The organism is Streptomyces sp. NPDC101225, assembly GCF_044767585.1.
Lineage (GTDB): Bacteria > Actinomycetota > Actinomycetes > Streptomycetales > Streptomycetaceae > Streptomyces.
Map to the genome: position 1 here is coordinate 57,491 of NZ_JBIWOE010000019.1, position 23,366 is coordinate 80,856.

Consider the following 23,366-nt stretch of genomic DNA (forward strand, 5'->3'; position numbering starts at 1 on the left):
CCCGGCGAACCCGTCACCAAGGGTTCACCTGCCTACGATCCACGCCCTCGCACCGGTCACGCCACACTCCTCACATCCCCCACACAATCCCCCACCGGCACGCCAGACCCCCTCACCCGCCCCTGATAGCTTCGTTCCCCGTTGCACACAGCCAACTTCCGGGGGAGATTCACCGTGGCCCGCCACGCACTGCCGACCACCGCTGCCGCGCTCACCGCCGCGACGGCCCTTCTGCTCACCGGGTGCGGCGGGGGCGACAAGTCACCCTCGGACGACATCAAGGGAGCGGACACGACGCCGAACAGCCCGTCGGCTTCGGCGTCGCAGGCCTCCGGGGTCAAGCGTCCTGGCATCAGCCTCCCGAGCGAGTTCCAGCTGACGTTCGAGAACTGGACGAGCAGCGACGCCGTCGAACAGGCCGTCCTCGACGACACCAAGGAACAACTCCGCGCAGGATATGCGGCGATCATCGCCAACGAGCCGGACGGCGGCGAAGCCCTCGCCTTCTACGACACCCCATCGGGCCTCTCGCAGGACCGGCAGTGGATCAAGACGTACACGAGCAAGAACCTCACGGTCTTCGGCAAGTTGCCCGCGTACGACGCCAAGCCCACCCTCCTCGGCAACGGGAAGACGCGCGCCGTGGTGACGTATTGCACGGACGAGAGCAAGGCGTACACGAGGGACCGCAAGACGAAAGAGGTCCAAGGCAACCCCAAGGGGACCGACCCCAAGGTGTTCTACACCGTCACTCTGACCAAGAACAGTGACGGCGTCTGGCAGAACATCTCCACGCGTGCGAAGAGGGGTGGCTGCTGACGATGAGGTCCGGACGCGCAACAGCAGCGGCGATCGCGTCATTGGCCGGAGTCCTCCTCGTCACGGCGCCGGCCACGGCAGTCGGCGGCGGGGGCACCAACACTGGGACACAGGGCGGCAAGCACGGCAAGAGCGTCTACGCCTCCGCCACCTACACCTCGATCAAGGTCCGCCAGATCAGCGGCCCCACCGGCGGCAAGCGCGGCGGCCTCGCCTCCGTGGACGTCAACTGGAAGCCCCCGGCCTGCTGGTACGAACCCGTATTCACCGGCCAGGAGCTGAAGGACTTCGTCAACGCCAACGACGGCGACGGCGACGTGGGCATCCACGAGTCCTGGTTCGGCAAGAAGCTCTGGACCGACCACTACCGGGACGGCAAGCCGGAACACGACTTCGACGACGCGAACACCGTCGCCGACGGCTACAAGAAGTGGAACATCGGCAAGGACGGCTACTTCTGGCGCAGCGTCGCGCCGGACGAGAGCGATCCCGACTCCTGGGACTGCGGCAAGATCATGTTCTGGCAGGACGCCAACGTGGTCCCCAAGGTCGCCCACGCCCCCACGCCGAAGATGCTCGCGGAGTACGCCTACAACAAGGTGCAGGTCCCCGACACCGAGATCGAGGTCAAGCCCACCGCCAAGTCGACGGTGAACCTGCCCACCTGGGTCTGGCTGGACAAGGGCAAGTTCCAGGAGATCACGGTCCGCGCGGAGCTCCCCCGCACCAATCTCTGGGCCGAGACGACCGCCAAGCCGGTCGCCCTCCACCTGGAGCCGGGCACCCAGGACGCGACGACCTACCCGGCCTCCGGCGTCTGCACATTCAACGACGACGGCTCGATCGGCACCCCGTACGAGAAGGGCGACGCCGACAAGACCCCGCCTTGTGGCGTCACCTACCTCCACGCCACGAACGGCACTCCGTACCACCTCAAGGCCAGCATCACCTGGCGGATCTCCTGGAGAGGAACGGGCAAAGCCAACGGCGGTCTCCCCAACGGCACCTTCGACACGACCCAGGACGTGACGGTCCAGGAGATCCAGGCCGTCAACCGCTGACGCAGCGCGCCGCGGCAACCTCACACCACACGTACTTGCCGCGATTCCCGCCCCTGGCCAGCGGCTGCCACCCCCAGAGGTCGGAGCAGGCCCGCACCAGAGCGAGCCCCCGCCCCCGCTCCAGATCGGTGACGTGCCCCAGCACCCCTGGCGGCTCGGGCGGTTCGGGCGGTTCGGGACTCGCGTCCCACGCCCCGACCCGCAGCACGCCGGCCGACCAGCGCACCCGCAACGCCGCGGGCCCCTTGGTATGACGTACGGCATTGGAGACCAGCTCGGCCGCGAGCAGCTCCGCGGTGTCAGCCAGCCGGATCAGGCCGTGCATGGTGAGGATCAGGCGGAGGGTGCGACGGCAGACGGTGACGGCGCGGGGGTCGTTCGGGATGGAGAGGGAGTACTCCCAGGGATCTTCTTCCGGCATGGCTGGACTCCTGTCAGGCAGAGAGGGGTTGGCGAAGACCACTGCGCTCGCGGGCGGTGGCAGTGCCGCAGCCGTCATGGCATGACGGAGTGGTGCGCTTCCGGAGTCCCGGGGTTCCGCAGCGTGTACGTCGCATCACTGACAGTAGGAGTGAAATTTAACTCCACGCAAGTCATTGCCGTAATCTTGCGCACGAACGAGTCGGAGCCTCCGGGCAGTTGCGGCAGGAAGGAAGCCCATGCCACGTCGCCAGCCGCCCACCGCGCGCCAGGCGCGTCTCGGACTTGAACTGCGCAAACTCCGTGAAGCTGCGGGGCTCAAGGCAAGGGAAGCCGCCGAGCTGATCGGCGCCGACTCGGTCCAGATGAGCCAGATCGAGTCCGGGATCGTGGGCGTGAGCGAGCAACGGCTGCGGCTTCTCGCCGCCAACTACGCCTGTACGGACTCCGAGCTGATCGACGCGCTCGTGGTCATGGCGACCGACAGAACGCGTGGCTGGTGGGAGGAGTACCGCGGTCACCTGCCGACGCCGTTCCTGGATCTGCCCGAGCTGGAACATCATGCGAACCACCGGTGGGACGTGGAGTTCTTGCACATCCCTGGCCTGCTGCAGACATCGGACTACGCCCGGGCGCTCTTCTCCTACGTGAACCCGGAGTTCCCGGACGACGAGGTCGAACACTGGGTGGAACACCGGATGAAGCGCAGGATCATCTTCGAACGGCCGGACCCGGTCCGGTACGAGACGGTGATCCACGAGGCGGCGCTGCGCATCAGGGTCGGTGACCGGGCTACGTCGCGAGCTCAACTCGCCCGCGTTCTGGCACTCTCCGAAGCCGAACACGTCACCGTGCGAGTCATCCCGTTCGACCTGGACGGCTTCGGCGGAGCCGGAAGCGCGATGGTGTACGCGGGAGGCCAAGTGCCCCAACTGGACACTGTGGTACGCGACGGCCCCAACGGCCCTGTCTTCATCGACGCGGAAGCCCAACTCGGCCGTTACCGAACACTCTTCCGTAGGGTGGAGGCGGTGTCGCTCGCGCCCGAGCGCTCACGTGACTTCATCCACAGGCTGACGAAGGAGCTGTAAGGACATGTTGGCCCCCGGCATCTGGCAGAAGTCGTCCTACTCCGGAGGCGGACAAGGCGACGCCTGCGTGGAAATAGCAAACCTGCGGACCCGAGTAGCCATACGCGACTCCAAGGACGCGGTGCAGGGCACCCTCTCCTTCCCGGCCGCGACTTTTATCGCCTTCGTTGACGTGCTCAAAACGGACGCATCACGCAAGACGACCTGACCCGAAACCTCGGCGATACGCGCAGCCACCACCGCGCTACGAGCCAGAACAACGAGTGCCACTGCTGCCACTGCTCGAACACGTCACCCAACGTTCTACGGGATGTGAGGCAAGCCAGTCGGACGCCGCACCAGGTTCAGCCCATCCGCCCGGCAAGAAACCTACGTTCGCTGTCGGCCTCGGCCTGCGTCACTTCCTTCGGATGGGCGGCACGCTGCCCCTTCACTTCGGCCAGAAACTCATGCGCCTGCTTGGACAGATCGGTATGGGCCCCATGTAGGTCACTCCCCCACGCGCGCGCGTTGGGACCGACCCAGACGTCGCCCTTGCCGCCGGCCATCTGCTTGTCGGCGTGCTTGAGCGCGTAGGCCACTGCCGCAATGTCCTTGGCCACCGCTTGGTGGAGCTTGTCCAGCTCTTGCCAGATGGGGCTCGGAACCTTCTTTTCACCTTTGCCGGTCATCGCTACCTATTCTGGGCACTCGCTTACGGTTCGACGAACGTCGTGGGGATAGGAGACGCCGACGCCTGGGAGCTGCTGTAATTATCCGACGCCTTGGCGTATTCAGCAGTAAGCAAGTCTGCCGCTGCGCCTACATCCACACATTTGCTCCGCACCTCTAGTTGGACCGAAGTACCACTTACGGGTGACGGTTTAAGTTCAACAGTGGTGCCGTTCTTGGTCGCGGAACGATGAACCCCGCTGGCCGGGCTCAAGCTCCATCCAGCAGTTTTCAATTGTCCGGCCACCAATGCCGTGAGACTCTCCAGCGGTTCTTTTTTATCGCCAGAGTCCAGGAGAGTCGTAACGCGATACGTCACCGAATCCTTTTTTGCTTTCTCGCAATCAATGAAGAATCCCGAGCCGCCACCTTTGGACGCCGCTTTGCCGATCGCGTTATAGAGCTGCCAGTAAGTTCCCGCGACAGGTCGCCGCACCTCATCGGCAACGCGCTTCCCCTTTGCTTCGCTCAACTTTTCATGCGTCCCGCTTGAGCAGGCACTAATCAGTGCGGACAACAAGAGAACGACCGGAACGCATCGACGATACCTCATCAGCCACCCGCCAAATCTTGACCATCATGGCGACCTTGGTCACGAGTGGTGAATCCTGTGTCGCCAGCGATCTTATTACCTACTGCTGGATCCTTGAGCCACGCATTGTATGCCGCCCTCTGAGCAGCCTGCTGCTCCTTCGTCCCAGACAATGACAAGGTCCCATCAGAATCCAGGAAGTTAGGGCAATTATATTCTTTTGCATACTCTTTCGGATCCCCTGTCCAGGTGGTTCCGTCAGGAGTTGTCACTGGCGCGAATCCACCGTTATTTACGTACGCCTTTGCGGCTTCCCGTTGCCACACGTGACTCCATTCAATCGTCTGGGGCGGCTTGGGAGCAGGCGCCTCACCGTCCGGCCAATATGCGTCTGTGGCCAGGTGAATAATGTCCTTTACTGCTGTAACGGCGACCGTCTTGGCGGCGCCCTGGGGATCCAGGGCTACGTCTATAACAGTGTCGGCCGCCGTATTTGCCTGCTCCTGAAACTTACTCTTCCATTCGTCCGAATTCTCTTTTTTATCGTGCACCATCTGCTGGTACACATTCCTCGCCTCCTGACTGAAGAATCCCTCGATGACACCGCTGGCGTGCGTGGCCACTGGATTATCAGGATTATTCATCGAATATTCATCAGCTTGCTGTGATGCAAAAACAAGAAGCTTAGCTCCCGCTTCCGCATTTTGCATTGCTTCACCGGTGAATGCCTGCCACTCTTTCGATGTGACAGTGACGTGCCCGTTGCCCAGGTCAAGGAGGTTCGAGTCCGTGGAGCCGGGGTCGGTCAACGAGGCCTGAAGGTCCGGAAAATAGTGTGCGATATCCTTGGCGAAAACGGCCTGGACCTCTGAATGGGTATGTTCGCCATCGTGGTCGGCATAGTACTTAATCAGCTTCTTGGTGTTGTCTGCGGCTACGTTTTGATCCGCACCCATCCCGTTCAGCGTCCCCGCCGCAATGACCCCCGCGAACGCCTTCGCCTGGAAGTCCGGCAGGCCCCCGTGGTGGTCCGAGTCGTCCTTCATCCAGGCCGGGATGACGTCCATGTTGTCGTGGAGGAACTTGGTGGAGGCCGCGGGGTCGTTGCCCATGGCCTCCCAGACCTTCTCGCCGTACATGTAGTTGCCCGGGGCCAGGCACTGCTTGCCGAGGTTGGCCACGACGTCCGTCGGGAAGTCGGCGTAGGCGAGGAGACCGGAGAGGTGCTGGATGTCTTCGTCGCCGTAGTCGTCCTTGAACGTCGTGCCGGCGCGCATGGCCGTGGCCACCGCCGTCGCCAGGACACGGGTGCCTGCCTCGGAGTTGTCGGGGTCGTACATCATCGGGCCGTCCTGGAGGCGGTACAGCGCCGTGTCGCCCAGTTCGGCCATCGCGGCCTTGCAGTAGTCCGGGTCGTACTGGTTGGCCTCGAGCTGCTTCATGTAGTCCGCGAGGCTCATGTCCCCGTCCTTGTAGGCCTTCGCCGCCTTCTTCGCAGCCTTGCGGGCCTCGGACTGGGACTTGTACCGGCCGATGTCTCCGGCGCCCGCCGACACCATGCCGCCGCCGAGACCGATCTCCGTGTCGCGCTTCTCCTCGTCCATGGCCAGGCTGTGCCGACGGCGGAGCATGGGGAGTTGATCGTGCGCCCAGCTGAGGTGCCTGGTCATCTTCGACAGGCGCGCGGTGTCCATCTGGAGCCGACGCGCCTGGCTCATCCAGCTGTTGATGTGGGGCTGGGCCGCCGCACCACCGTCGCCGGTATGGGTGTTGATCACTCTGATCAGATCGCCGAGCCTGTCCGGGTCGATACCGCGGAAATCTCCCCCGCCGCCGTCCGGGCGCATGCGCTCCCCCAAGTCGAAGTCTCACGTACGTGCAGATGTTCAGCGGTGCCGCACCATCGGAACGGAGTGCGATCCAAGCCTTCCGGAGGCTATCCAGGGAGCGTGCGGTTTCGCTAGTGCCAACGGTTTTGTCGCCGTCACGGCGGGCGAAGCGCACGTGCGACAGCGGACTCCGTGCCGTCTTACCGCACGGAATCTTCGCCAATGCTGACGGTTTTCCCCGCATTAACGGTTCGCCCCGGGTTCTCGTCACCCACCCGGCAACCGCGCCTTTCTCACACCCCTTCGGACATCGGTGCGAGCCCCTGGTCGAGCACCGGCTCCACGGGCCCGCCGACTCGCGCCGTGACCTCGTGGGAGCGGGTCAGGAAACGGCGGAGGGCGCTCGTGTCGAAACGGACCGCCGCCGCGCCCTCCGGGGTGTGGAGTTCTACGACGGTGTGGGACGGGCCGTGCGGGCGCAGGCGTACGGTGCCGGGGCCCGCCGGGCCGCCGAGGCCCTCCTCCAGGAGGCTGCGGGCGAAGGTCCAGGTCACCTCCTCCTCGTCCAGCGAGATCCACGCCGGGAAGACCAGGTGCACCGCCAGCGGGTCGTCGGAGGTGTACCGGAGGGTCACCGGCACCGCCACCTCCTCGTCGTCGGGCGTGAGCAGGTGGGCGCCTGTGGGCTGCTCCAGGGCTATGTACACGGGCAGGGTTCTCTTTTCGGACAGGGCGAGCGACGGGCGGGCATGTCGGAGCGAACGGCGGCCAGTTGGGGCCTGTGCTCATGTAGAGCAAGAAGGGGGGCCGGGATTACGCCATGGCGGGTGGCAATTTTCGTGGCGTGCGTCACATGGGCTGCGGTCGGGACTACGGCTGGAACTCGCGTATGCCCGCTTGCCCGTCCGAAACGCCTGGGCGGCACCGCAGTCGTCGGCCCTGAGCCGCACCTCGGCGTACGCCACCCGACCGCGGCACAGCTCGGCGTACGCCACCCGACCGCAGCGCAACTCGGCGTACGCCACCCGACCGCAGCGCAACTCGGCGTACGCCACCCAACCGCAGCGCAACTCGGCGTACGCCACCCAACCGCGACACGGCTCGGCGCGTGCCCCCGCCCTACCGCAGCGCACCTCAGCGTGCCGCCGCCCTGCCGCAGCGCACCTCAGCGTGCCGCCGCCCTACCGCAGCGTGCCCCGTCCGACCCGCCGCTCACGCCTCCCGCGGCACCCCCAGCGCGGACGTCGGCCGCCGTCCGGCCAACTCGCCTGCGGTGGACGGGCCGTGATGCCGTCCTCATGGCCGGCCGTCAGGGCAACCGGCACCTTCGACCGGCGTGCGCGTACGGCGGGTCCTCCTCCGGCGTGGCGGACACCAGGACCCACGGGGCGACGTACCGTACGCCTTCGACCGCCGTGGCCACCCGCGGCGCCGGCCGTCCTGTCAGCCTCTCGCGCCGGAAGGACGATGGGGGCACCAGGTCGTGACCGAGAACGCCGTCACCCGTTCCCACGGCACCGCCCCGACGGCCGACTCCGGCTTCCCGCGTCGGCTTCCCGCGTCCGCGCCCGGCTCAGCCCACCTCGTTCTCCGCCACCGCCTGGCCGTGGACGACCACGTCACCGCCGTAGAACATCCCGGTGAAGACGGGGGCGTACGTCAACTGCACCTCGACCTGCACCTGTTGCGCGTCCGCGGCCACGCAGTGGGTCGCGGCGACGTCGGCGCCGGACATGTCCATCTGCCGCGCGAAGGTCTTCACCCGGGCGTCGCAGTCCTGGTAGTTGATGGGTGCGGGTCCGGCCCGGTCGCCGTAGAGGGCCTCGCGGTCGATGTCCTGGGCGGCGTAACGTGCCGCCTGTTCGGCGATGTCCGCGGCGCGCTCCCGCTTCGAGATGGACATGCCGCCGTCGATGACGAAGGCCGACAGCGACAGGAAGACGATCGCGAAGATGATGACGGCGCCGGCGCCCGAGCCGCGGTCGTCCAGGTGGGCGCGGCGGGAGGACAGCCACGTACGGACAGGTCGCGGCATCCGGCCACCCCGCGTGATGTCCCTCACGCCGTCCTCCGGAACGGATCCAGGGGCGAACTGAAGCTCGCCGTCAGCCTCGTGGGGATGTTCAGGCCCAGCATCGCCAGGCCCCGGACCTGGCAACTGACCTCCACCGAGAAGATGGTGTCCGGCTCGAAGCCCGCGCTCGTCTGCACGACGGACACCGGTCCGGAGCAGACGTCGGAGAGGTCTGCCTGTGCCGCCCTCTTCGCCTCGGCGACGGCGGTGGCGTGATCCTTCTGGATCGAGCCCGCACGGGCGGCGTCCCGCGCCGCGCCGTCGAGCGCGCCCCGGCCGTCCACCAGTTGCCCGAACGCCACCAGCACCAGGATGAACAGGATCATCACCGGCGCCAGGATCACCACCTCGATGGTGGACAGCCCCCGGTCGTCCCGCTCGCCGTACGCGCGCCGAAGAACCCGGTCGCGCCAGGCTGAGAGCCCCATCAGTTCCCCCCGTTGTCCTGGACGAACCGCTCCACCGGTCCCGACGACTGCGCGTGCACCGTCAGGTCCAGCCCCGGGAAGACCGTCGGCACCCGCGCGGAGATCTCCACGCCCACCGTGTTCTGCTCGGGCTGCAGCATCGTCACGTCCGGCGACAGCACCAGCTGCGGGCCGAGCTGGCTGATGTAGCTGTCCACCACGTCCCGCGCCTCGCCCCGCCACCCGCCGGGCTGGTCGTGCGCCGTGGCACGCGCCTTGCGGGCCCCCGCCTGCGCCGCGGCCTGGGCCACGTGGTCGGCGAAGAAGTACAGCGCGAACTGCACGGTCGCGAAGATCATGAAGAACAGCACAGGTGTGAGCAGCACGAACTCGATCGCGGTCATGCCGGAGTCGCCGCGGGCGGAGGCGGCCTCCACCCGGCGGCGCAGCCAGCGGCGTACGCGCATCGACAACCCCGTAGAACCAGGTCCGGATCCGGTACGAGCGCTCAGCAGGTCTTGCCCGCGTCGGCGCCCTTGATGCAGTTGCCGACCTTGTTGGCGCCGTCGCTCAGCGCGGCATTGATGATCGCGGCGACCACGCCCACGATCGCCACGACCACGGCGGAGATGATGACCCACTCGACCGCGGACGCACCGCGGTCCAGCTCGCCGGAACGGGCGCGCTGCACACGGCCCTGCAGGAAGGTGACCAGGAAGTCCACACCCGGAATACCGGTCTGGAAGTTCCTTGCGTTCATGGTGAGTTGTCCTCTCTGAAGCGGTTCGCCGGCTCTGTTGTCGCGCTGGTGACGCTGGTGTCGCTGGTGACGCCGGGAGTCACTGGTGGTGACTCGCGACAACTCGTAGTCACCGGTCGTCGTGGGGGTTCAGGAGTACGTCAGGACACCTGGAACACCCGCATGGCCGCCGGGAAGATCAGGAACACCAGGAAGCCGGCGCACAGCAGCAGCTGGGCGACGAGCATCGACTGGGACTTCTCGCCCGCGCTGCCCTCGATCTCGGAGAGTTCGCGGTGCCGCATGGTCTCGGCGCGGGAGGCGAGCGACTCGCGGACCTTCGCGCCGTCGTCCGCCACGAGGGCGAGGGAGGCGGAGAGGTCCTTGAGCTCCTCCACGCCGAGTTCCTCGCCCAGTTGGCCCAGCGCCTGCCACTGGCTGATGCCGGTGATACGGGCGTCCGCCAGGGCGTTGCGGATGCGCTGCGTCGCCCAGCCGTCCGAGACCTCGGCCGCGGCCATCAGCGCCTCGGGCAGACCGCGTCCGCCCGCCAGGCTCATCGACACCAGATCCAGATACGCGCCGATCACACGCCGCAGATCGCGCCGCTTCTCGGCCGCGTCCCGCCGCACCTCCAGGTCGGGCAGCAGGAAGAACACCGCCGCGAAGGCCAGGGCCAGCCAGACCGGGATGACCGGGCTGCTGCCGAAACCCAGCGTCCAGACGATCGCGAACAGGAACGGGCCGAAGAAGAGACCCGCAACCGCCAGGAGCACCTTCGTCGCCAGGAACTTCTCCCAGCCGCGGTCCAGGACGGCGAGGTCCGCGCGCAGCGAGCGCTGCTCCCAGCCCTGCTGGAGGTAGAACTCGGCGACGCGCTCGCCCACTTCGGCCCGCAGCGAGTCCAGGCGGCCGCTCTTGCCCCGCGTGGTGCGGGCCGACTCGTAGGCCGCGCCCCGCGCGCGCATCGCGTCGATGCGCGCGACCTGCGACACGGCACTGCGCTTCGACGGCATCAGGGCGCGTACGAGGGCGTAGATGCCAAGGCCCAGAACGGCACCGACCACGACCGGCATCGTCAGGTTCACCGCACTACCCCCCCTTCGTGCTGCGACGGTTGCGACTGCGCCGGAGTGCGCGGCCGCACGAACTGCACGGACGATTCGTCCCGGACGAGGAAGCGTTCGGGCGTCTCGATGGTCGACAGCTTGCGCAGCCACCAGAAGCCGAGCGCGAACAGGCCGCAGACGCAGGCGAGTACGAGCTGGCCGACGGGCGTTCCGTACGGCGCCACGAAGTCGCGGTTGAAGATGGACAGCCCCAGGACGAACGCGATCGAGACCGCGACGACGATCTGGACCGAGCGGCGGGTGGAGGCGCGCTGAGCCATCACGCGCTGGCGCATGTCCACCTCTTCGCGCGCCGACTTGGCGAGTGCGCCCAGGACCTGGCGCAGACCCGGGCCGCGCAGACGGGCGTTGAGGATGAGCGCCGCGACGATGATGTCGGCGGAGGCGTCGTTGATCTCGTCAGCGAGGTGCTGCAGCGCCTCGGGAAGCGGGGTTCGGGCGCGCAGGCGGTCGACGAGCGCGTCCAGGTGCGGCCGCAGGACGGGGGCCGCGGCGCGGGCCGACGCCGGGATCGCCTGCTCCAGGCCCACCGCCCCGGCGATCGTGTCGCGCAGCGACTCCGTCCAGGAGGCGAGGGCTTCGACGCGGCGCATCGCGGCGCGCTCCTCCCCGGCACCGCCGAAGAGACGGTCCCAGAAGAAGACGAGGACGCCCGCCGCGACACCGGCGACCACCCAGCGGGTCAGCAGCAGGACGACGATGCCGACGATGGCCGCGAGCGAGCCGCGCTGCCCGGCGAACCGGAGCAGTTCACCGGCCCGCTCCGCCGCCTTCTGCTTCTCGTGGTCGGGCTTCGCGGGCAGACCGCGCACGGCGACCATGAGCAGCGCGAGACCGCCGCCGACGACGACACCGCAGCCGATCGAGTACACGACGGTCGTGGAGAACAGGCCGCCCATGGAACCGAGCGAGCCGAGTGCAGCAGGCATCATGTTCACCCCCACGTTCCCGTGGGCCGGTAGCCCTGGGCGATCAGGTCCTCCAGGCAGGCGATGGGCGCGTGCGGCACGATCCGCCCGTCCGGCGCCTCGGCGAACACCTCGCTGGACAGCACGCGGCCGTCCACGCCGTTGACCTCACGGACGGAGGTGACCATGCGCTGGAGGCGGCCGCCGGTCTGGAAGTTGTTGCGCCGCTGGATGAAGACGACGAAGTTCACCGCGCCCGCGATGAGCATCTGGCTGGCCTCGATCGGCAGCCGCTCGGACGCCTGCAGCGCGTAGGTGGAAATACGGTTGAAGACCTCGCTGGAGCTGTTCGCGTGGATCGTGGACAGCGAGCCGTCGTTGCCCTGCGACATCGCGTTCAGCATGGTCACGATCTCGTCGCCGAGCACCTCACCGACGATGACGCGGGAGGGGTTCATACGCAGCGAGCGGCGGACCAGCTCGGCCATCGAAATCATGCCCTGGCCCTCGGAGTTGGGCAGCCGCTCCTCGAACGCCACGACGTTGGGGTGGAGTTCGGGAAAGGTGTCGAGCCCGAGTTCGAGGGCGCGCTCGACGGTGATCAGGCGCTCGTGCGGCGGGATCTCGTTCGCCAGGGCCCTCAGCAGCGTCGTCTTGCCGGCGTTGGTGGCACCCGCGATCATGATGTTCTTGCGCGCCCGGACCGCGCAGGCGAGGAAGTGCGCGACCTCGGGGGCCAGCGTGCCGTTGCCGACGAGGTCGGAGATGAAGACCTTGCCCATACGGGCGCGGCGGATGGAGAGGGCGGGGCGCCGTGTCACGTCCATGACGGCCGACAGACGCGAACCGTCCGGCAGCCGGAGGTCGAGCTGCGGATTGGCGGAGTCGAAGGGCCGCGAGGAGAGACCGGAGTAGGCACCGAGCACCTGGATCAGCTCGACGAGCTCCTCGTCGGTCTCGGCCACCGGATCGCCGACCACCTCACGGCCGTCGGCGTACCCGACGAACACCTGGTCGGAGCCGTTGATGTCGATGTTCTCGACATCGGGGTCGTCGAGCAGCGGCTGGAGCCGGCCGACGCCGAAGAGGGCCGCGTGCACGGCGGCCGCGTACTGCTCCTCGGTCTCGGCGTCGAGCGGTGTACGGCCCGCGTTGATCTCGGTGCGGGCGTACTCCTCCAGGATCTGGGCTATGACCGCGCGGGCGTACTGCCGCTCGTCCTCGGTGGACATCGGCGTGACGCCGTTCGCCTGGTCCAGGCGGCGCTGCTCGGCGATGCGGTCGCCGGCGTCCTGCCGGAACCGCTTGACCAACTGGTGGTCGACAGCGGTCATGCGCCCGCCCCCGCGTGGCCGTTGACCTGGCCGGGGGCGGGTACGCCCCAGGTCGCGCCGAACTGCTGGTAGAGGTCGGTGGTGACTTTGCGGGCCGAGCGGATGAGCAGGGACTTCTCCAGCCGGCCGCGCCTGCGGCCGGCCAACTGCTCGGCGCCGGCGGGGTCGTCGGCGATGGTGCCCACGACGCGGGCACCGGTCTGGGCGTGCACCAGCATGTCGTTGACCTGGCCGGCGATCCTGGACGCGTTGTTGGTGTCGGCGATCAGCACGACGCCGATCAGCGGGGTCGCGAGTCCGGCGGCGCCACGCGACCCGCCGTGCAGCTTGCCCGCGAGCGCGGCGGCGCGGTCACGCACACGCGCGATGGACTCGGGCTCCGTACGGGAGACGAGCAGCACCAGCGCGGCGTGCGGGAAGAGGTCGACCGCCGGGGTGTCCCCGCTGATACGACCGCAGTCGGCGATGACGTCGGCGGGCGCGTTCGGGGAGTCGGCGAGCGCGGAGAAGGCGTGACCCAGGGTCGGCCAGAGTCCCGCGAGGCCGGCGGCGTGCTCGGCGTTCCCGAGCCCGACGAGGACGTCGAGTCCGCCGCTCAACGGCTGGACATGGTCCCAGAGTTGGTCGGGCACGAGCCCGCGGCGCGCGGTCGCGGCGATGGACAGCATGCCCGTGTTGGGGTTGAGCGGTCCGCCGTGCGCCGCGGCGCTGCGGTAGACCAGGTCGCCGCCGGCCGGGTCGGTCTCGGCGAGCAGGACGCGGCGCGGCCAGACCGCCGAGAGGGCGACGGCCGCGGTGGTGACGCCGGGGGAACCCTTGTCGGCGGCGAGGGCGATGAGGGCCATGGTGTGCGCAGCCGCCTCTAGTTGCCGGGAATCTGGACGACGACGACCTCACCGTTGGACGCGGCCTGGGCGAGCGCGGGCGCGTCGGAGGCGTCGACGGTCAGCGTGACCGGCAGGTTGGTGCTGCTGATGACATCGTCGCTGCTCCTCTTGACGTCGCTGACCACGGCGTGGTCGACGAGCAGGGAGTCGCCGCCGGAGGAGCCCGACGAAGAGGAGGAGTTGGAGGACGAGCCACTGCTCGACGAGCTGCTCACGCGGTACACGGCGACGTTGTCCCCGGGCTTGAGCGTGTTGGGGTACTGGCCTTCCTTGAGGGAGACGCCCACCGTCGCCTTGCCGTGCTGCACCGAGCTCTTGGCGGCGAACATCTGGCCGACGAGGACCGTGCCCTTGTACAGGGTGGACTTGGCCTGGAGCTTCTTCAGCGCGTCGCGCTGGGACCACGGCACGAAGGCGGCGCCGGAGTCGTCGTTGACCATCACGGACGTGATCTTGCTGTCGCTGATCGAGTCGCCGGCCTGGACGTCACCGGTCAGCCGGATGACCTCGACGCGGTCGCCGACGCGCAGCACCAGCATGGTGGCGCCGAGCGCCCCCACCAGGATCAGCAGCACCGCGAGCGCGGCCAGCGCCGGTTTGCGCTCGCGAGGCGGAGTGGGAAGCCGGTCACCGACCGGCGGCTGTACCGGAGCCGCGGAACGCCCTGCGCCCGCCCCCGTACGCTCCTGGATCTTCACGCAACCGCTCCCCGTTACAGCCAAGAATGTCTTTGGCGCGCCGGCCAAATACCCTGCAAATCCGGACACTTCACCCGACCTGGGCGGTTAGCCATGGCAGGGGCGAGTGTCAAGCCATGGCACCGTATCAGCCGCACATAGGCCCCTCAAGGCGCGTCCTGACCCATGAGCCGCACCTCACCCCGCATTGTTCATCTGCAACTCGACGGCTCTGTATCGCCGTTACGAGCCTGGCCGCAGCGCCTGGCCTGCTGTGCGGAAGCGAATCCGCCCCGGGGGCGGGAAGCAACCTGGAGCGGGGCGCCCCACACGCCGCGACCATGATGCCTGCACGATTCACTCACGAACGGTGCCGCGGGGGGCGGAACGAACCGGCCATCCTCCCCGCCATTCGCGGCCCGGCACGAGGTGCAGCCACCGCAGTCACCGTCCGCCGCCGACCTCCGCACCGCCGCGCACGACACCACGCACCCTTCCCCCCTCGCCACACCTGCAACGCACACGCCGACCGGTACCGGTACGGGCGCCACGCTCGATGTCGTTGCAGACGTCCGCGCGGACGCGAACACGTCTGACAACACCGCCAGTTCGAGCACGATTCATCCGGCTATGGACATATACCGCACCTTTAGAGAACCCCCATACGTTCGCTATTGCCCAGGTTCGCAGGGAAGTTCGCGCTGGCGAAACCGGGAACCCCACCGATAGCGTTCATGCTCTTGACGAACTTCAGTCTCACGGGGAGTCCACCACTGTGAAGCGCCGCACTCTGCCCGCCGCCACCGCGCTGGCCGCGACCGCAGCCCTGCTCCTGACGGCCTGCGGGAGCGGGGACGACAAGTCCAGCAGCAACGACAAGATCGCCGGAGCCGACCAGGGCTCGGGGACGCCGAAGGGGTCGGCACAGCCGTCGGCGGCGCCGGCGGAGGACAAGCCGGACGGCGTGGACGTGTCCCTGCCCAAGGACATGAACCTGGTCTTCGACTGGAAGAAGCCGACGGACAAGAACGAGGCGGCCGCGCTCGCCGACGCGGCCAACTTCTTCCGTGCCATCTACCGGGGCATCGACGAGCGAACGACCAAGGATGCCGCCGTCACCACGTATGCCACAGGCGAGGGACTCAACTACGCGAACACTCAGATCGACGCTTGGATCAAGGGTGGCTGGACCGCCACCGGAACACTGCGTCACTACGACGCCACCACACGGTCCGCGACGAACGGCACGTCCGTAGAGGTGGCGTTCTGTGCGGACTCGGGCAAGTTCTACGGCAAGGAAATCAAGACCAACAAGCTGCTCAAGACCAAGCCCAGCATCGCGGACTTCGACTACTACAAGATCATCATGGTCAAGGTCCCTACGGGTACGAGCTTGTGGCAGGCATCGAAGGTGTTCGTCGAGACGAAGGCGGCGAAGTGCCGGTGAAGGCATCGCGGCGCCGGCTGCTCAGTGCTACAGCACTGACGCTGACCCTCAGCGGCCTGGTTTTCACGGAATCCGCTTACGCCGCAAAGCCGGTGGGTTCGGACAAGGGAGCCAGTCAAGACGAGTCGGGCGGAAGCGACGACACCGGCATCTACGCCGCCGCCAAAATCCAGTACTCCGGGGCCGTGGCCAAGAACGGCGGCACCGGCAACATGACGTCCTCCGACGTCAACTGGACGCCGCCGCCTTGCTGGTACGCCCCGTACCTCGGCGCCAAGGACTTCAAGAAGAAGATGTCCAAGAACATCGACGGCCAGCTGAGCACGCCCGGTATGGGCGGTACCGCGGGCGCGGCGCTCGGTCAGCTGCAGCGCCACTACGAGAACGGGTACGGCTGGACCGACACCCCCGGCTACAAGGACTACAGCGTCGAGAAGGACGGCGAGGGGATGTTCTGGGCCGCCGTCGAAAATCCCAGCGAGCCCGACATCCTGAAGCGCAGCTCGTGCAACGACCTCCCCTTCTGGGTCGACAACGGCGAGGCCCCGCCGCCCCAGTACGAAGAGGCCATCACCCCGCAGATACTCGCTGCCCTCGCCTACCAGCACATCGAACTGCCCGGCACCGAGGTCACCCTCGCCCCCAAGGCCGTCACCAAGGTGAATCTGCCGACCTGGGCATGGCTCGACAAGGCCGTCTTCAACGAGGTCAAGGCCACGGCGGCCATCAACGTCCCCGGCTTCAACATCCAGGCCACGACCACCGCCACACCGGTGTCCCTCAAGCTGGAGCCGGGCACGAGCGACGCCGCGACCTACCCGGCCTCCGGCGACTGCGCCATCAACGCCGACAAGTCCATCGGCGAGCCCTACGCCCCGGGCAAGGCGAACCAGACCCCACCCTGCGGCCTCAGGTACCTGCGCTCCTCCGGCAACGGCACGTTCAAGCTCAAGGCGACCATCACCTGGCAGGTCACGTGGACCGGAAGCGGCGGCACGGGTGACGACATGCCGAACGGCACTTTCGGCACCACTCAGGACATCCGGGTCCAGGAGATCCAAGCCATCAACCGTTGATCACCTTGGGCGGCCTACGGACGCAGAGCCCGCGGGCCACCCCGAGGCAACCGGTCGGCTGATACATGCCTGTGCACTGGTGCTCTGCCGCAAAGCAGGAACGGAGAACACATGCGAATCGTCAATCCCGACGATCTGGATCAGCTCTCCCGGCTCATCGATGGCAGAGGCGGACTCGTCGACAAGCTGGATGAAGCATTTGCCCGGGCATCCGCTCTTGGCGTGTCCCACAAGTTGTGTCGTATCAGGCCAATCCGGACCTGGGCCACGGAGACGGCACCTGATCTTCGCAGGCGCGCAGCAGTGGCCAGAGAGGATCAGCTTTTCGAGCGTGGTGACCGGGAGACATACAGTGACTGGTTGGCACGCATCGAGGCGCATTACCTGGCCAAGGCGCCCGGCCTCAAAGGAATCCGGGAAGAGGACATCGAAGAGTTCCTCAACGACGTCAGTGACGTCACAGGTGTCATCAAGGTCGGCGGCACCACCGTGTTAACGGGCACGAGCATGACGAACGTCATGCTCAAGAACTCCTGGTACAACGGCTTGCTCCGCACGGCTGTCGACTCCACCTGGTGGGAACGTGGCGGTGGCGCTCGCACTTGGGTCGCCAGGGGTCTGCGCAGGATCCCGGTCGGCGGGCTGCGCTCCCTCAGCGCCCCGGGCAGCTGGCTCCCTGGCCAACTGGGCAACGTCTTCGCCAGGAGCACGCACTACCAGAACGCCAGCAGAATCCCCTTCACCGCGTCGCGACGGGCAGCCCTGCTCGGTCAGGTCTGGGACGGGTTCCGCACGCTGCCGCTAATGCGTTCGGCCACGGTGACCCAGGGCATCGACTTCCTTGTCGGATCTGATGCCATGGCCATCCGGTACGGCGGAGCGACCCACTCCGGAGCGCTGGTCAGCCGCGCAGGTCAAGCCAGCCTCCTGAAGGTGTACCGTTCGGCCTCATATCTGCAGAAGCTCAATAACGCTCGGCCTGCCGTGATCGCCGTGGGAAAGACCGCCTCCCCCTTCCTCAAGGGAATCGGAGCAGCGGCCAGGACGGGAGGCTTCATCCGCTACGCCGGCATCGGCACAAGCCTGCTGGCCACGGGTGTTAGCGTCGCCAACGTCTGGGCTCAAGGGAATCCTCGTGAGGCTTTCAAGAAGAAGGGTGCCGGATACGTAGCAGATGTCGCAGAGGTGGGATTCAACGCGTCCCTGACTGCGGCAATGGTCGCTCCAAACCCGGTCACTATTGGGCTGGCTGTGGGTACCGGGCTGGTCTACGGTGGCGCAAAGGTCGTCGAGCACTGGGACGACATCAAGGCGGGCGCAGGAAAGGCTGCCCACTGGGTCGATGACAAGGCGTCGACGGCCGGAAAAATTCTCACTGAAGGCGCCAAAGGCGTCGCCAAGGCGGCCAACCCAATCAACTGGTTTTGAGTCACAAGCCCCCGGCGAAGGTGCATCGTGGCAGAGTATTCATTCGAGCTGAAGCCCTACTACAACAAGGAACGACACGGCCGTAAGGGGCTCGTGGGAACGTTCGGCGAAGTAACCGTCGAAGCGACGCGCAAAAAGTCGTCGGTCAAGACAGGAAGCCGGCAACTGCAAGTGCTTCTGCACGGCGAGAAGATGCCGGCGGTCTCATACCGGACGCTCGGCCCGGGCAGGCCCACGATCAGGAACGCCCGGCTCACCATCGACGGCGATCCCGTCCAATTGGACTTCAACATCAAAGGCATCCGGAACACATCACGCGCCCTGCGACTCACATACCGGGAACGATCCTACGAGTACGTTGCGGCCAAGCTCGAAAGGGGAGGGAAACTTGCTCGCAGTGGAGTCCTGATCTCCATCACCCGCAGAAGGAACAACAAAAGTAAGGGACCCAGCAGCCACGGTGTCGTGACTGGGGAAGCGGATGCCGTGGACCTCGCATTGGCAATTCTCCTCGAAGAGGTCGACACATTGGAGTTGACCACGTCTGGAGCCGTATCCGGGGCCCTGAACAGACTCCTCAACCCGCGGTCGAATGAACCGTCCGCGGAATAGACATGTTCGTCGCAGGTATCGGCGTCTGCCGGGTCAACCAGGCCTGGCGGCTTCCCGGCCGAACGACCGGCGGCACCGCGTACGGCCTCAGAATCCCGCCCACGCGGTCGGGACGAGCCTGACGGCTTCCGATTCCGACCCCGCCCTCCACAGAACGATGCAGGCAGCACCGCCAAAGCGCCCATCCGTGTGACACCCCCGTGACCGTCGAGGAGATTCCCGGTGCGCGTCGCGCCCCCTCCGCCCCCCTCGTATGCTTCACCACCGACGTCGTAGATCACGTCGTGGATCAAGTCGTACATCGACGCACGGCGCGGCAGCACGCAACGGGGAGAGGACCGCACATGGCGGCCAAGGACGGCGAGGGCGCCGACGAGTTGAGGAAGCGGGCGGAGAGACTGCGGGGGTGCGCGCGGGAGGCTCGGTCCATAGCGCGGCGGCTCGGGCCGTATCTCGACGACGTGGTGCGGAAGGCCGCTCCGCGCGCGGCCGCCTTTCGTACCGGTGGTGACGAGGGCGCGATCTGGCAGGGCCCCTTCGCCGACCGGTGCACGGCGACGCTGCAGAAGAGGCAGGCCACGCTGAACAGCATGGCGCGGTCGCTGCTCGCCGATGCCGGCCGGTGGGAGGGGCAGGCCGACGAACTGGACCGGCAGGCCAAGGAGAAGGACAAGGCCAAGGCCGGAACGGGCGGCCACTGATGGCCTTCAGGGGGTTCGACGCCGGCCGGCTCAGGACGCTCGCCAAGGACCTCGACACTCTCGCCGGGCACTCCGGACGCCTGCACACCCAGCTCGCGACCGTCCTGACCAGCGCCCAGCAGAACCTGCCGGCCGGTCAGAACGCCTCGCGCGATCCGGATCTCCAGGACCTGGTCGGTGACGTCGTCCCGATGCCGGCGATCTTCGGGGGCCGCGGCCGGCTGCCGGGTTCCCTGGGCGGAGAGCTCGGGGACATGCAGTCGTCCATGCGGCGTCGTATCGAACAGCTGGAGGGCGCACGGGAGTTGGCGGAGCGGGGTTATCCCGTCAGCGACTCCAGCGTCTTCCTCGACGAGGATCCGGCGAATCCGCAGAAGGTCGACGACGCGCTGCGTCACCTCCAGGAGCTGCAGGGCAAGGACTTCGGGACCAACGGCAACCGTGACGACCTGGAGAAGATCTCCGGTGAACTCGACGGGCTGACGGCCGCCGAGATGGACGCGCTCGTGTCGAAGGCATCTCCCAAGGACCTCGCGTTCTACAACCAACTGGTCAGCTGCACCGACGACTCCGGCTGGAATCCGTTCGACGAGAACGGCCTGCCCGAGGACAGGCGCCGTCAGACGCTCGGCCGGATGCTGTCCGAGATCAGCCCGGAGAACTTCGGCAAGTTCCAGGCGGCCTTCCCCGGCATGCAACCGGACGTCACCAACACCGACGCATGGGAGAAGGGCGGGAACAACCAGAACGGCCAGACCAACAACGGCATCCACTGGGAGACCCCCACCGACCCGCTGTTCGTCGACGGCGTCTCGGCGGACGACGTCAACCAGCGTCAGTTCGGGGACTGCTGGTACGTCGCCTCGCTGGCCGGCCTGGCCCAGAAGGACCCCGCGTTCATCCAGGAAGGCATCAGGCAGAACCCCAACGGCACGGTCAGCGTCCGCGTCTGGGACAAGGACGGCCACTACCAGTGGGTCACCATGACCGCGGATCTGCCGACCGACAGCAACGGCACCCCCATCACCACCTACGGCAACGGCGAGTCCTGGCCGGCGTACTACGAGAAGGCCTTCGCGACGGTCTACTCGGACGACGGGGACGGCGAGCGCGGCTACGGCGGCATCGAGGGCGACGACCCCAAGAAGTCCGCGCCGTATCTCACGGGCGCGAAGGGCGACGACCTCACCACCGGCGGCTTCCTGGGCATCGGTGAGCACGAGGACAAGAGCCTGGAGGGGCTGAAGAAGGCCTTCGACTCCGGAAAGGTCGTCACCGTGTCCACGCCGGACGACGAGAAGCTGGACAAGGACCATCCCAAGGAGTGGGGCAACACCTACTGCACCAACCACGCGTACTACGTCCGCGGCTTCACCGCCGACGGCAAGGTCGTTCTCGGCAACCCCTGGGGTTCGTCGGGGTATCCGCCGATTACGGTGTCGCAGGAGCAGTTCAACAAGTACTTCGGGGGAGCCGAGGCGTTCGATGCCCCCTGAGGTCCGCCGAGTTCCCGCACAGGTGAGTGAAGTGTCCGAGCGTCCGCAGGTGAAGTACCCCTTCGAGTTCGACGGCCGCTGGGTGCTCCGCCACCACGTTCCCTACGACGTCCGGCACGACGGTCGCGCCCACCACGTCCTGGTGGCCGTCTTCAAGGAGCCGTCGGTGCACGCCCGCATCCAGATCGGCTGCGAGGGCAGGCCGGTCGCCGAGTACGACGACCTGGCACCGGGCGACGTCGTCGAGGTCACCGGTGACGCGTGGCGGGTCACCGAGGTCGCGTACCGCACCCACATCACGCTGGAGCGCGTGGCCGACAGCAACGAGGAGGAGACCGGTGCTCAGGCCGGCGAGTAAGCACGGGATCGCGGGGACCGTGACGGCCCTGGTGGCCCTGATGTCCCTGACCGGCTGCGGTGCGTCGTCCGGCGGGACCGGCGGCGGCGACCCGACGACCACGCCCGCCACCCCGCGGGCGGCGGCGCGGGACAAGGGTCCGGAGTGCGTGGGCGAGGCCACGCCGGGCGGGCTGCACGTGCTGCGCGGCGGCGGGTACCGGCTGCCGGGCGGCGGAGGCGTCCAGTACGACGCCGCGACCGCCGACGGTACGACCCGTACGGCGACCCTGCGCGACGGCGCGGGCTACGCGGACGGCCAGAAGCAGCAGACCGTCCAGGCCGGGCAGCGGATCACCGTCTCCGGTCACGTCTACACGGTCGGCCAGATCTGCTCCTACCGGGTCGTCCTGGAGCCGCGGGACGCCGGGGACAGGGCGGCGGCGACAGCGGCCCCCGAGACCCTGACGCCGAAGGGCGGCGCGGCGGACGACGATCTCTGCTTCTCCAGCAACCCGTCCGTCCTGGCGGCGGCTTCGAAGGGGTTCCCGGTGAACGGAGCCACGCTGACCCTGCGGCGCAACGGTGGGGTACAGACCTTCCCCACCGGTCTGTCGATCACCGTCTCCTACGTCGACACCACGACGCACACGGCGGGCTTCGGCGCGAACTGCGCGGCGATCCCCGTGGCCGCGTACAAGGACGTCCGGGCCGGTGACACGGTCGAGTTCGCGGGCGTGCTGTTCAAGGTGACGGGCCTGTCGGAGGGCGCCGTACGAATGCAACGGACGAGTACGCGGGGGACGTAACCCACTCCCGCGCCCTCGACGCCGGTTTGACCGTGCTCGGGACACAGATCACACGCCGGGAGACTTCTCGCGCCCGCAACGGCCCAGGTTCGCAGGGAAGTTCGCACTGGCGAAACCGGGAACCCCACCGATAGCGTTCATGCCCTTGACCAACTTCAGTCTCACGGGGAGTCCACCACTGTGAAGCGCCGCACATTGCCCGCCGCCACCGCGCTGGCCGCGACCGCAGCCCTGCTCCTGACGGCCTGCGGGAGCGGGGACGACAGCAGCAAGGACAACGACAAGATCGCGGGAGCCGACACGGGAAGCCAAACGCCTGCTTCGCCCAGCGCTTCGACCGCCGGAAGCGCCGGCCGACCGGAGATCGAACTGCCCTCCGACCTGAACCTGGTCTTTGAGGGCGGGAAGACTGGAGATCCGGTGAAGGACGCCGTATTGGCTGACAACGCCGAACGCATGCGGGCGGTGGACGCCGCCATCACCGGCACGGACCCCAAGGGCCATGCAATTGCCTACTACAACACAGGCAAGGCGCTCGAGGCCGCATTGTCCTGGGTCGCCGAGTTCAAGAAGGCCGGAGCCACGCTCACCGGGGTGGCCCGCTACTACGACCGCAACGTGACGCTGACGAGTAAGACGTCGGCCACCCTCTCGTTCTGCGCCGACGAGAGCGAGGGTTTCAGTAAGGACAAGAAGACCAACAAGATCGACAAGACTCCGGTCACCAAGAACAGCTACGTCCTTTACAACACCAGGCTGGACAAGAACTCCGACGGGGTCTGGCAGACGTCTCAGATCATTTCCAACAGGGGGGCCATCAAGTGCCAGCCGTAAAGAGGCTC

27 protein-coding genes are annotated in these 23,366 nt (G+C 67.3%); 13 read left to right on the forward strand and 14 right to left on the reverse strand.

Annotated features, from left to right (window positions below; genetic code table 11):
- Positions 1-174: 174 nt before the first annotated feature.
- Positions 175-819 carry a hypothetical protein gene (locus ACIRPX_RS25190; protein ID WP_404198685.1) on the forward strand — a complete coding sequence of 215 codons (645 nt, stop codon included), beginning with the start codon at positions 175-177 and terminating at the stop codon, positions 817-819.
- A gap of 2 nt (positions 820-821) precedes the next feature.
- Entirely contained in the window at positions 822-1,880 is a 1,059-nt protein-coding gene (locus ACIRPX_RS25195; RefSeq protein WP_404198687.1) for a hypothetical protein, read from the forward strand.
- On the opposite strand, the gene ACIRPX_RS25200 is transcribed toward ACIRPX_RS25195, so the two are convergent.
- Positions 1,870-2,301: an ATP-binding protein gene (locus ACIRPX_RS25200; protein ID WP_404198689.1), complete on the reverse strand. Its 432-nt coding sequence runs from the start codon at positions 2,299-2,301 to the stop codon at positions 1,870-1,872. The genes ACIRPX_RS25195 and ACIRPX_RS25200 overlap by 11 nt on opposite strands.
- 238 nt (positions 2,302-2,539) lie before the next feature.
- Between ACIRPX_RS25200 and ACIRPX_RS25205 the strand changes: the two genes are divergently transcribed.
- A complete protein-coding gene (locus ACIRPX_RS25205; protein ID WP_404198691.1) occupies positions 2,540-3,391 on the forward strand; it encodes a helix-turn-helix domain-containing protein in 852 nt (283 codons plus the stop codon).
- Between the two features lie 4 nt (positions 3,392-3,395).
- Positions 3,396-3,599, forward strand: coding sequence for a DUF397 domain-containing protein (locus tag ACIRPX_RS25210; RefSeq protein ID WP_404198694.1), 204 nt, complete (start codon positions 3,396-3,398; stop codon positions 3,597-3,599).
- Positions 3,600-3,735: 136 nt separating this feature from the next.
- Here the strand turns inward: ACIRPX_RS25210 and ACIRPX_RS25215 are convergent, their stop codons facing one another.
- From ACIRPX_RS25215 to ACIRPX_RS25275, 13 genes are all read right to left on the reverse strand, one after another.
- Positions 3,736-4,062, reverse strand: a complete 327-nt coding sequence (locus ACIRPX_RS25215) for a hypothetical protein (protein ID WP_404198697.1) — start codon at positions 4,060-4,062, stop codon at positions 3,736-3,738.
- A 23-nt stretch (positions 4,063-4,085) separates the two neighbouring features.
- Complete coding sequence (locus tag ACIRPX_RS25220; RefSeq protein WP_404198700.1) at positions 4,086-4,574, reverse strand: hypothetical protein; 489 nt, start codon at positions 4,572-4,574, stop codon at positions 4,086-4,088.
- Positions 4,575-4,654: 80 nt separating this feature from the next.
- Complete coding sequence (locus tag ACIRPX_RS25225) at positions 4,655-6,481, reverse strand: hypothetical protein (RefSeq protein ID WP_404198703.1); 1,827 nt, start codon at positions 6,479-6,481, stop codon at positions 4,655-4,657.
- Between the two features lie 275 nt (positions 6,482-6,756).
- Positions 6,757-7,170 carry an SsgA family sporulation/cell division regulator gene (locus tag ACIRPX_RS25230; RefSeq protein ID WP_404198706.1) on the reverse strand — a complete coding sequence of 138 codons (414 nt, stop codon included), beginning with the start codon at positions 7,168-7,170 and terminating at the stop codon, positions 6,757-6,759.
- A gap of 866 nt (positions 7,171-8,036) precedes the next feature.
- The gene (locus ACIRPX_RS25235; protein ID WP_404198708.1) at positions 8,037-8,498 is read right to left on the reverse strand and encodes a pilus assembly protein TadG-related protein; all 462 of its coding nucleotides are present in this window, start codon (positions 8,496-8,498) and stop codon (positions 8,037-8,039) included.
- Positions 8,499-8,521: 23 nt separating this feature from the next.
- Positions 8,522-8,965, reverse strand: coding sequence for a TadE/TadG family type IV pilus assembly protein (locus ACIRPX_RS25240; RefSeq protein WP_404198711.1), 444 nt, complete (start codon positions 8,963-8,965; stop codon positions 8,522-8,524).
- Positions 8,965-9,411: a TadE family protein gene (locus tag ACIRPX_RS25245; protein ID WP_404198714.1), complete on the reverse strand. Its 447-nt coding sequence runs from the start codon at positions 9,409-9,411 to the stop codon at positions 8,965-8,967. Before ACIRPX_RS25245 ends, ACIRPX_RS25240 begins: the two co-directional genes overlap by 1 nt.
- Before the next feature lie 41 nt (positions 9,412-9,452).
- Positions 9,453-9,704, reverse strand: a complete 252-nt coding sequence (locus ACIRPX_RS25250) for a hypothetical protein (protein WP_404198717.1) — start codon at positions 9,702-9,704, stop codon at positions 9,453-9,455.
- 140 nt (positions 9,705-9,844) lie between these two features.
- Entirely contained in the window at positions 9,845-10,771 is a 927-nt protein-coding gene (locus ACIRPX_RS25255) for a type II secretion system F family protein (RefSeq protein WP_404198719.1), read from the reverse strand.
- Positions 10,768-11,745 (reverse strand): type II secretion system F family protein, encoded by a 978-nt coding sequence (locus ACIRPX_RS25260; protein WP_404198721.1) that lies wholly within the window; start codon positions 11,743-11,745, stop codon positions 10,768-10,770. The genes ACIRPX_RS25255 and ACIRPX_RS25260 overlap by 4 nt, the downstream gene beginning before the upstream one ends.
- 2 nt (positions 11,746-11,747) lie before the next feature.
- The gene (locus tag ACIRPX_RS25265; protein ID WP_404198724.1) at positions 11,748-13,055 is read right to left on the reverse strand and encodes a CpaF family protein; all 1,308 of its coding nucleotides are present in this window, start codon (positions 13,053-13,055) and stop codon (positions 11,748-11,750) included.
- Positions 13,052-13,900, reverse strand: coding sequence for a hypothetical protein (locus ACIRPX_RS25270; RefSeq protein WP_404198727.1), 849 nt, complete (start codon positions 13,898-13,900; stop codon positions 13,052-13,054). Before ACIRPX_RS25270 ends, ACIRPX_RS25265 begins: the two co-directional genes overlap by 4 nt.
- A 17-nt stretch (positions 13,901-13,917) precedes the next feature.
- On the reverse strand, positions 13,918-14,640 hold the full coding sequence (locus ACIRPX_RS25275; protein WP_404198730.1) for a hypothetical protein: 723 nt from the start codon (positions 14,638-14,640) through the stop codon (positions 13,918-13,920).
- Between the two features lie 754 nt (positions 14,641-15,394).
- On the opposite strand from ACIRPX_RS25275, the gene ACIRPX_RS25280 reads away from it, so the two are divergent.
- From ACIRPX_RS25280 to ACIRPX_RS25320, 9 genes are all read left to right on the forward strand, one after another.
- Positions 15,395-16,066, forward strand: a complete 672-nt coding sequence (locus ACIRPX_RS25280; protein ID WP_404198733.1) for a hypothetical protein — start codon at positions 15,395-15,397, stop codon at positions 16,064-16,066.
- Positions 16,063-17,142: a hypothetical protein gene (locus tag ACIRPX_RS25285; RefSeq protein WP_404199009.1), complete on the forward strand. Its 1,080-nt coding sequence runs from the start codon at positions 16,063-16,065 to the stop codon at positions 17,140-17,142. The genes ACIRPX_RS25280 and ACIRPX_RS25285 overlap by 4 nt, the downstream gene beginning before the upstream one ends.
- Before the next feature lie 111 nt (positions 17,143-17,253).
- Positions 17,254-18,570, forward strand: a complete 1,317-nt coding sequence (locus tag ACIRPX_RS25290; protein WP_404198735.1) for a PE-PGRS family protein — start codon at positions 17,254-17,256, stop codon at positions 18,568-18,570.
- 27 nt (positions 18,571-18,597) lie between these two features.
- Complete coding sequence (locus ACIRPX_RS25295) at positions 18,598-19,182, forward strand: hypothetical protein (protein WP_404198738.1); 585 nt, start codon at positions 18,598-18,600, stop codon at positions 19,180-19,182.
- A gap of 344 nt (positions 19,183-19,526) precedes the next feature.
- Complete coding sequence (locus tag ACIRPX_RS25300) at positions 19,527-19,883, forward strand: hypothetical protein (RefSeq protein ID WP_404198741.1); 357 nt, start codon at positions 19,527-19,529, stop codon at positions 19,881-19,883.
- The gene (locus tag ACIRPX_RS25305) at positions 19,883-21,379 is read left to right on the forward strand and encodes a C2 family cysteine protease (RefSeq protein ID WP_404198743.1); all 1,497 of its coding nucleotides are present in this window, start codon (positions 19,883-19,885) and stop codon (positions 21,377-21,379) included. The genes ACIRPX_RS25300 and ACIRPX_RS25305 overlap by 1 nt, the downstream gene beginning before the upstream one ends.
- Before the next feature lie 31 nt (positions 21,380-21,410).
- Complete coding sequence (locus ACIRPX_RS25310) at positions 21,411-21,737, forward strand: hypothetical protein (protein ID WP_404198746.1); 327 nt, start codon at positions 21,411-21,413, stop codon at positions 21,735-21,737.
- Entirely contained in the window at positions 21,718-22,524 is an 807-nt protein-coding gene (locus ACIRPX_RS25315) for a hypothetical protein (protein WP_404198749.1), read from the forward strand. Before ACIRPX_RS25310 ends, ACIRPX_RS25315 begins: the two co-directional genes overlap by 20 nt.
- A 180-nt stretch (positions 22,525-22,704) precedes the next feature.
- The gene (locus ACIRPX_RS25320; RefSeq protein WP_404198752.1) at positions 22,705-23,358 is read left to right on the forward strand and encodes a hypothetical protein; all 654 of its coding nucleotides are present in this window, start codon (positions 22,705-22,707) and stop codon (positions 23,356-23,358) included.
- Positions 23,359-23,366 lie beyond the last annotated feature (8 nt).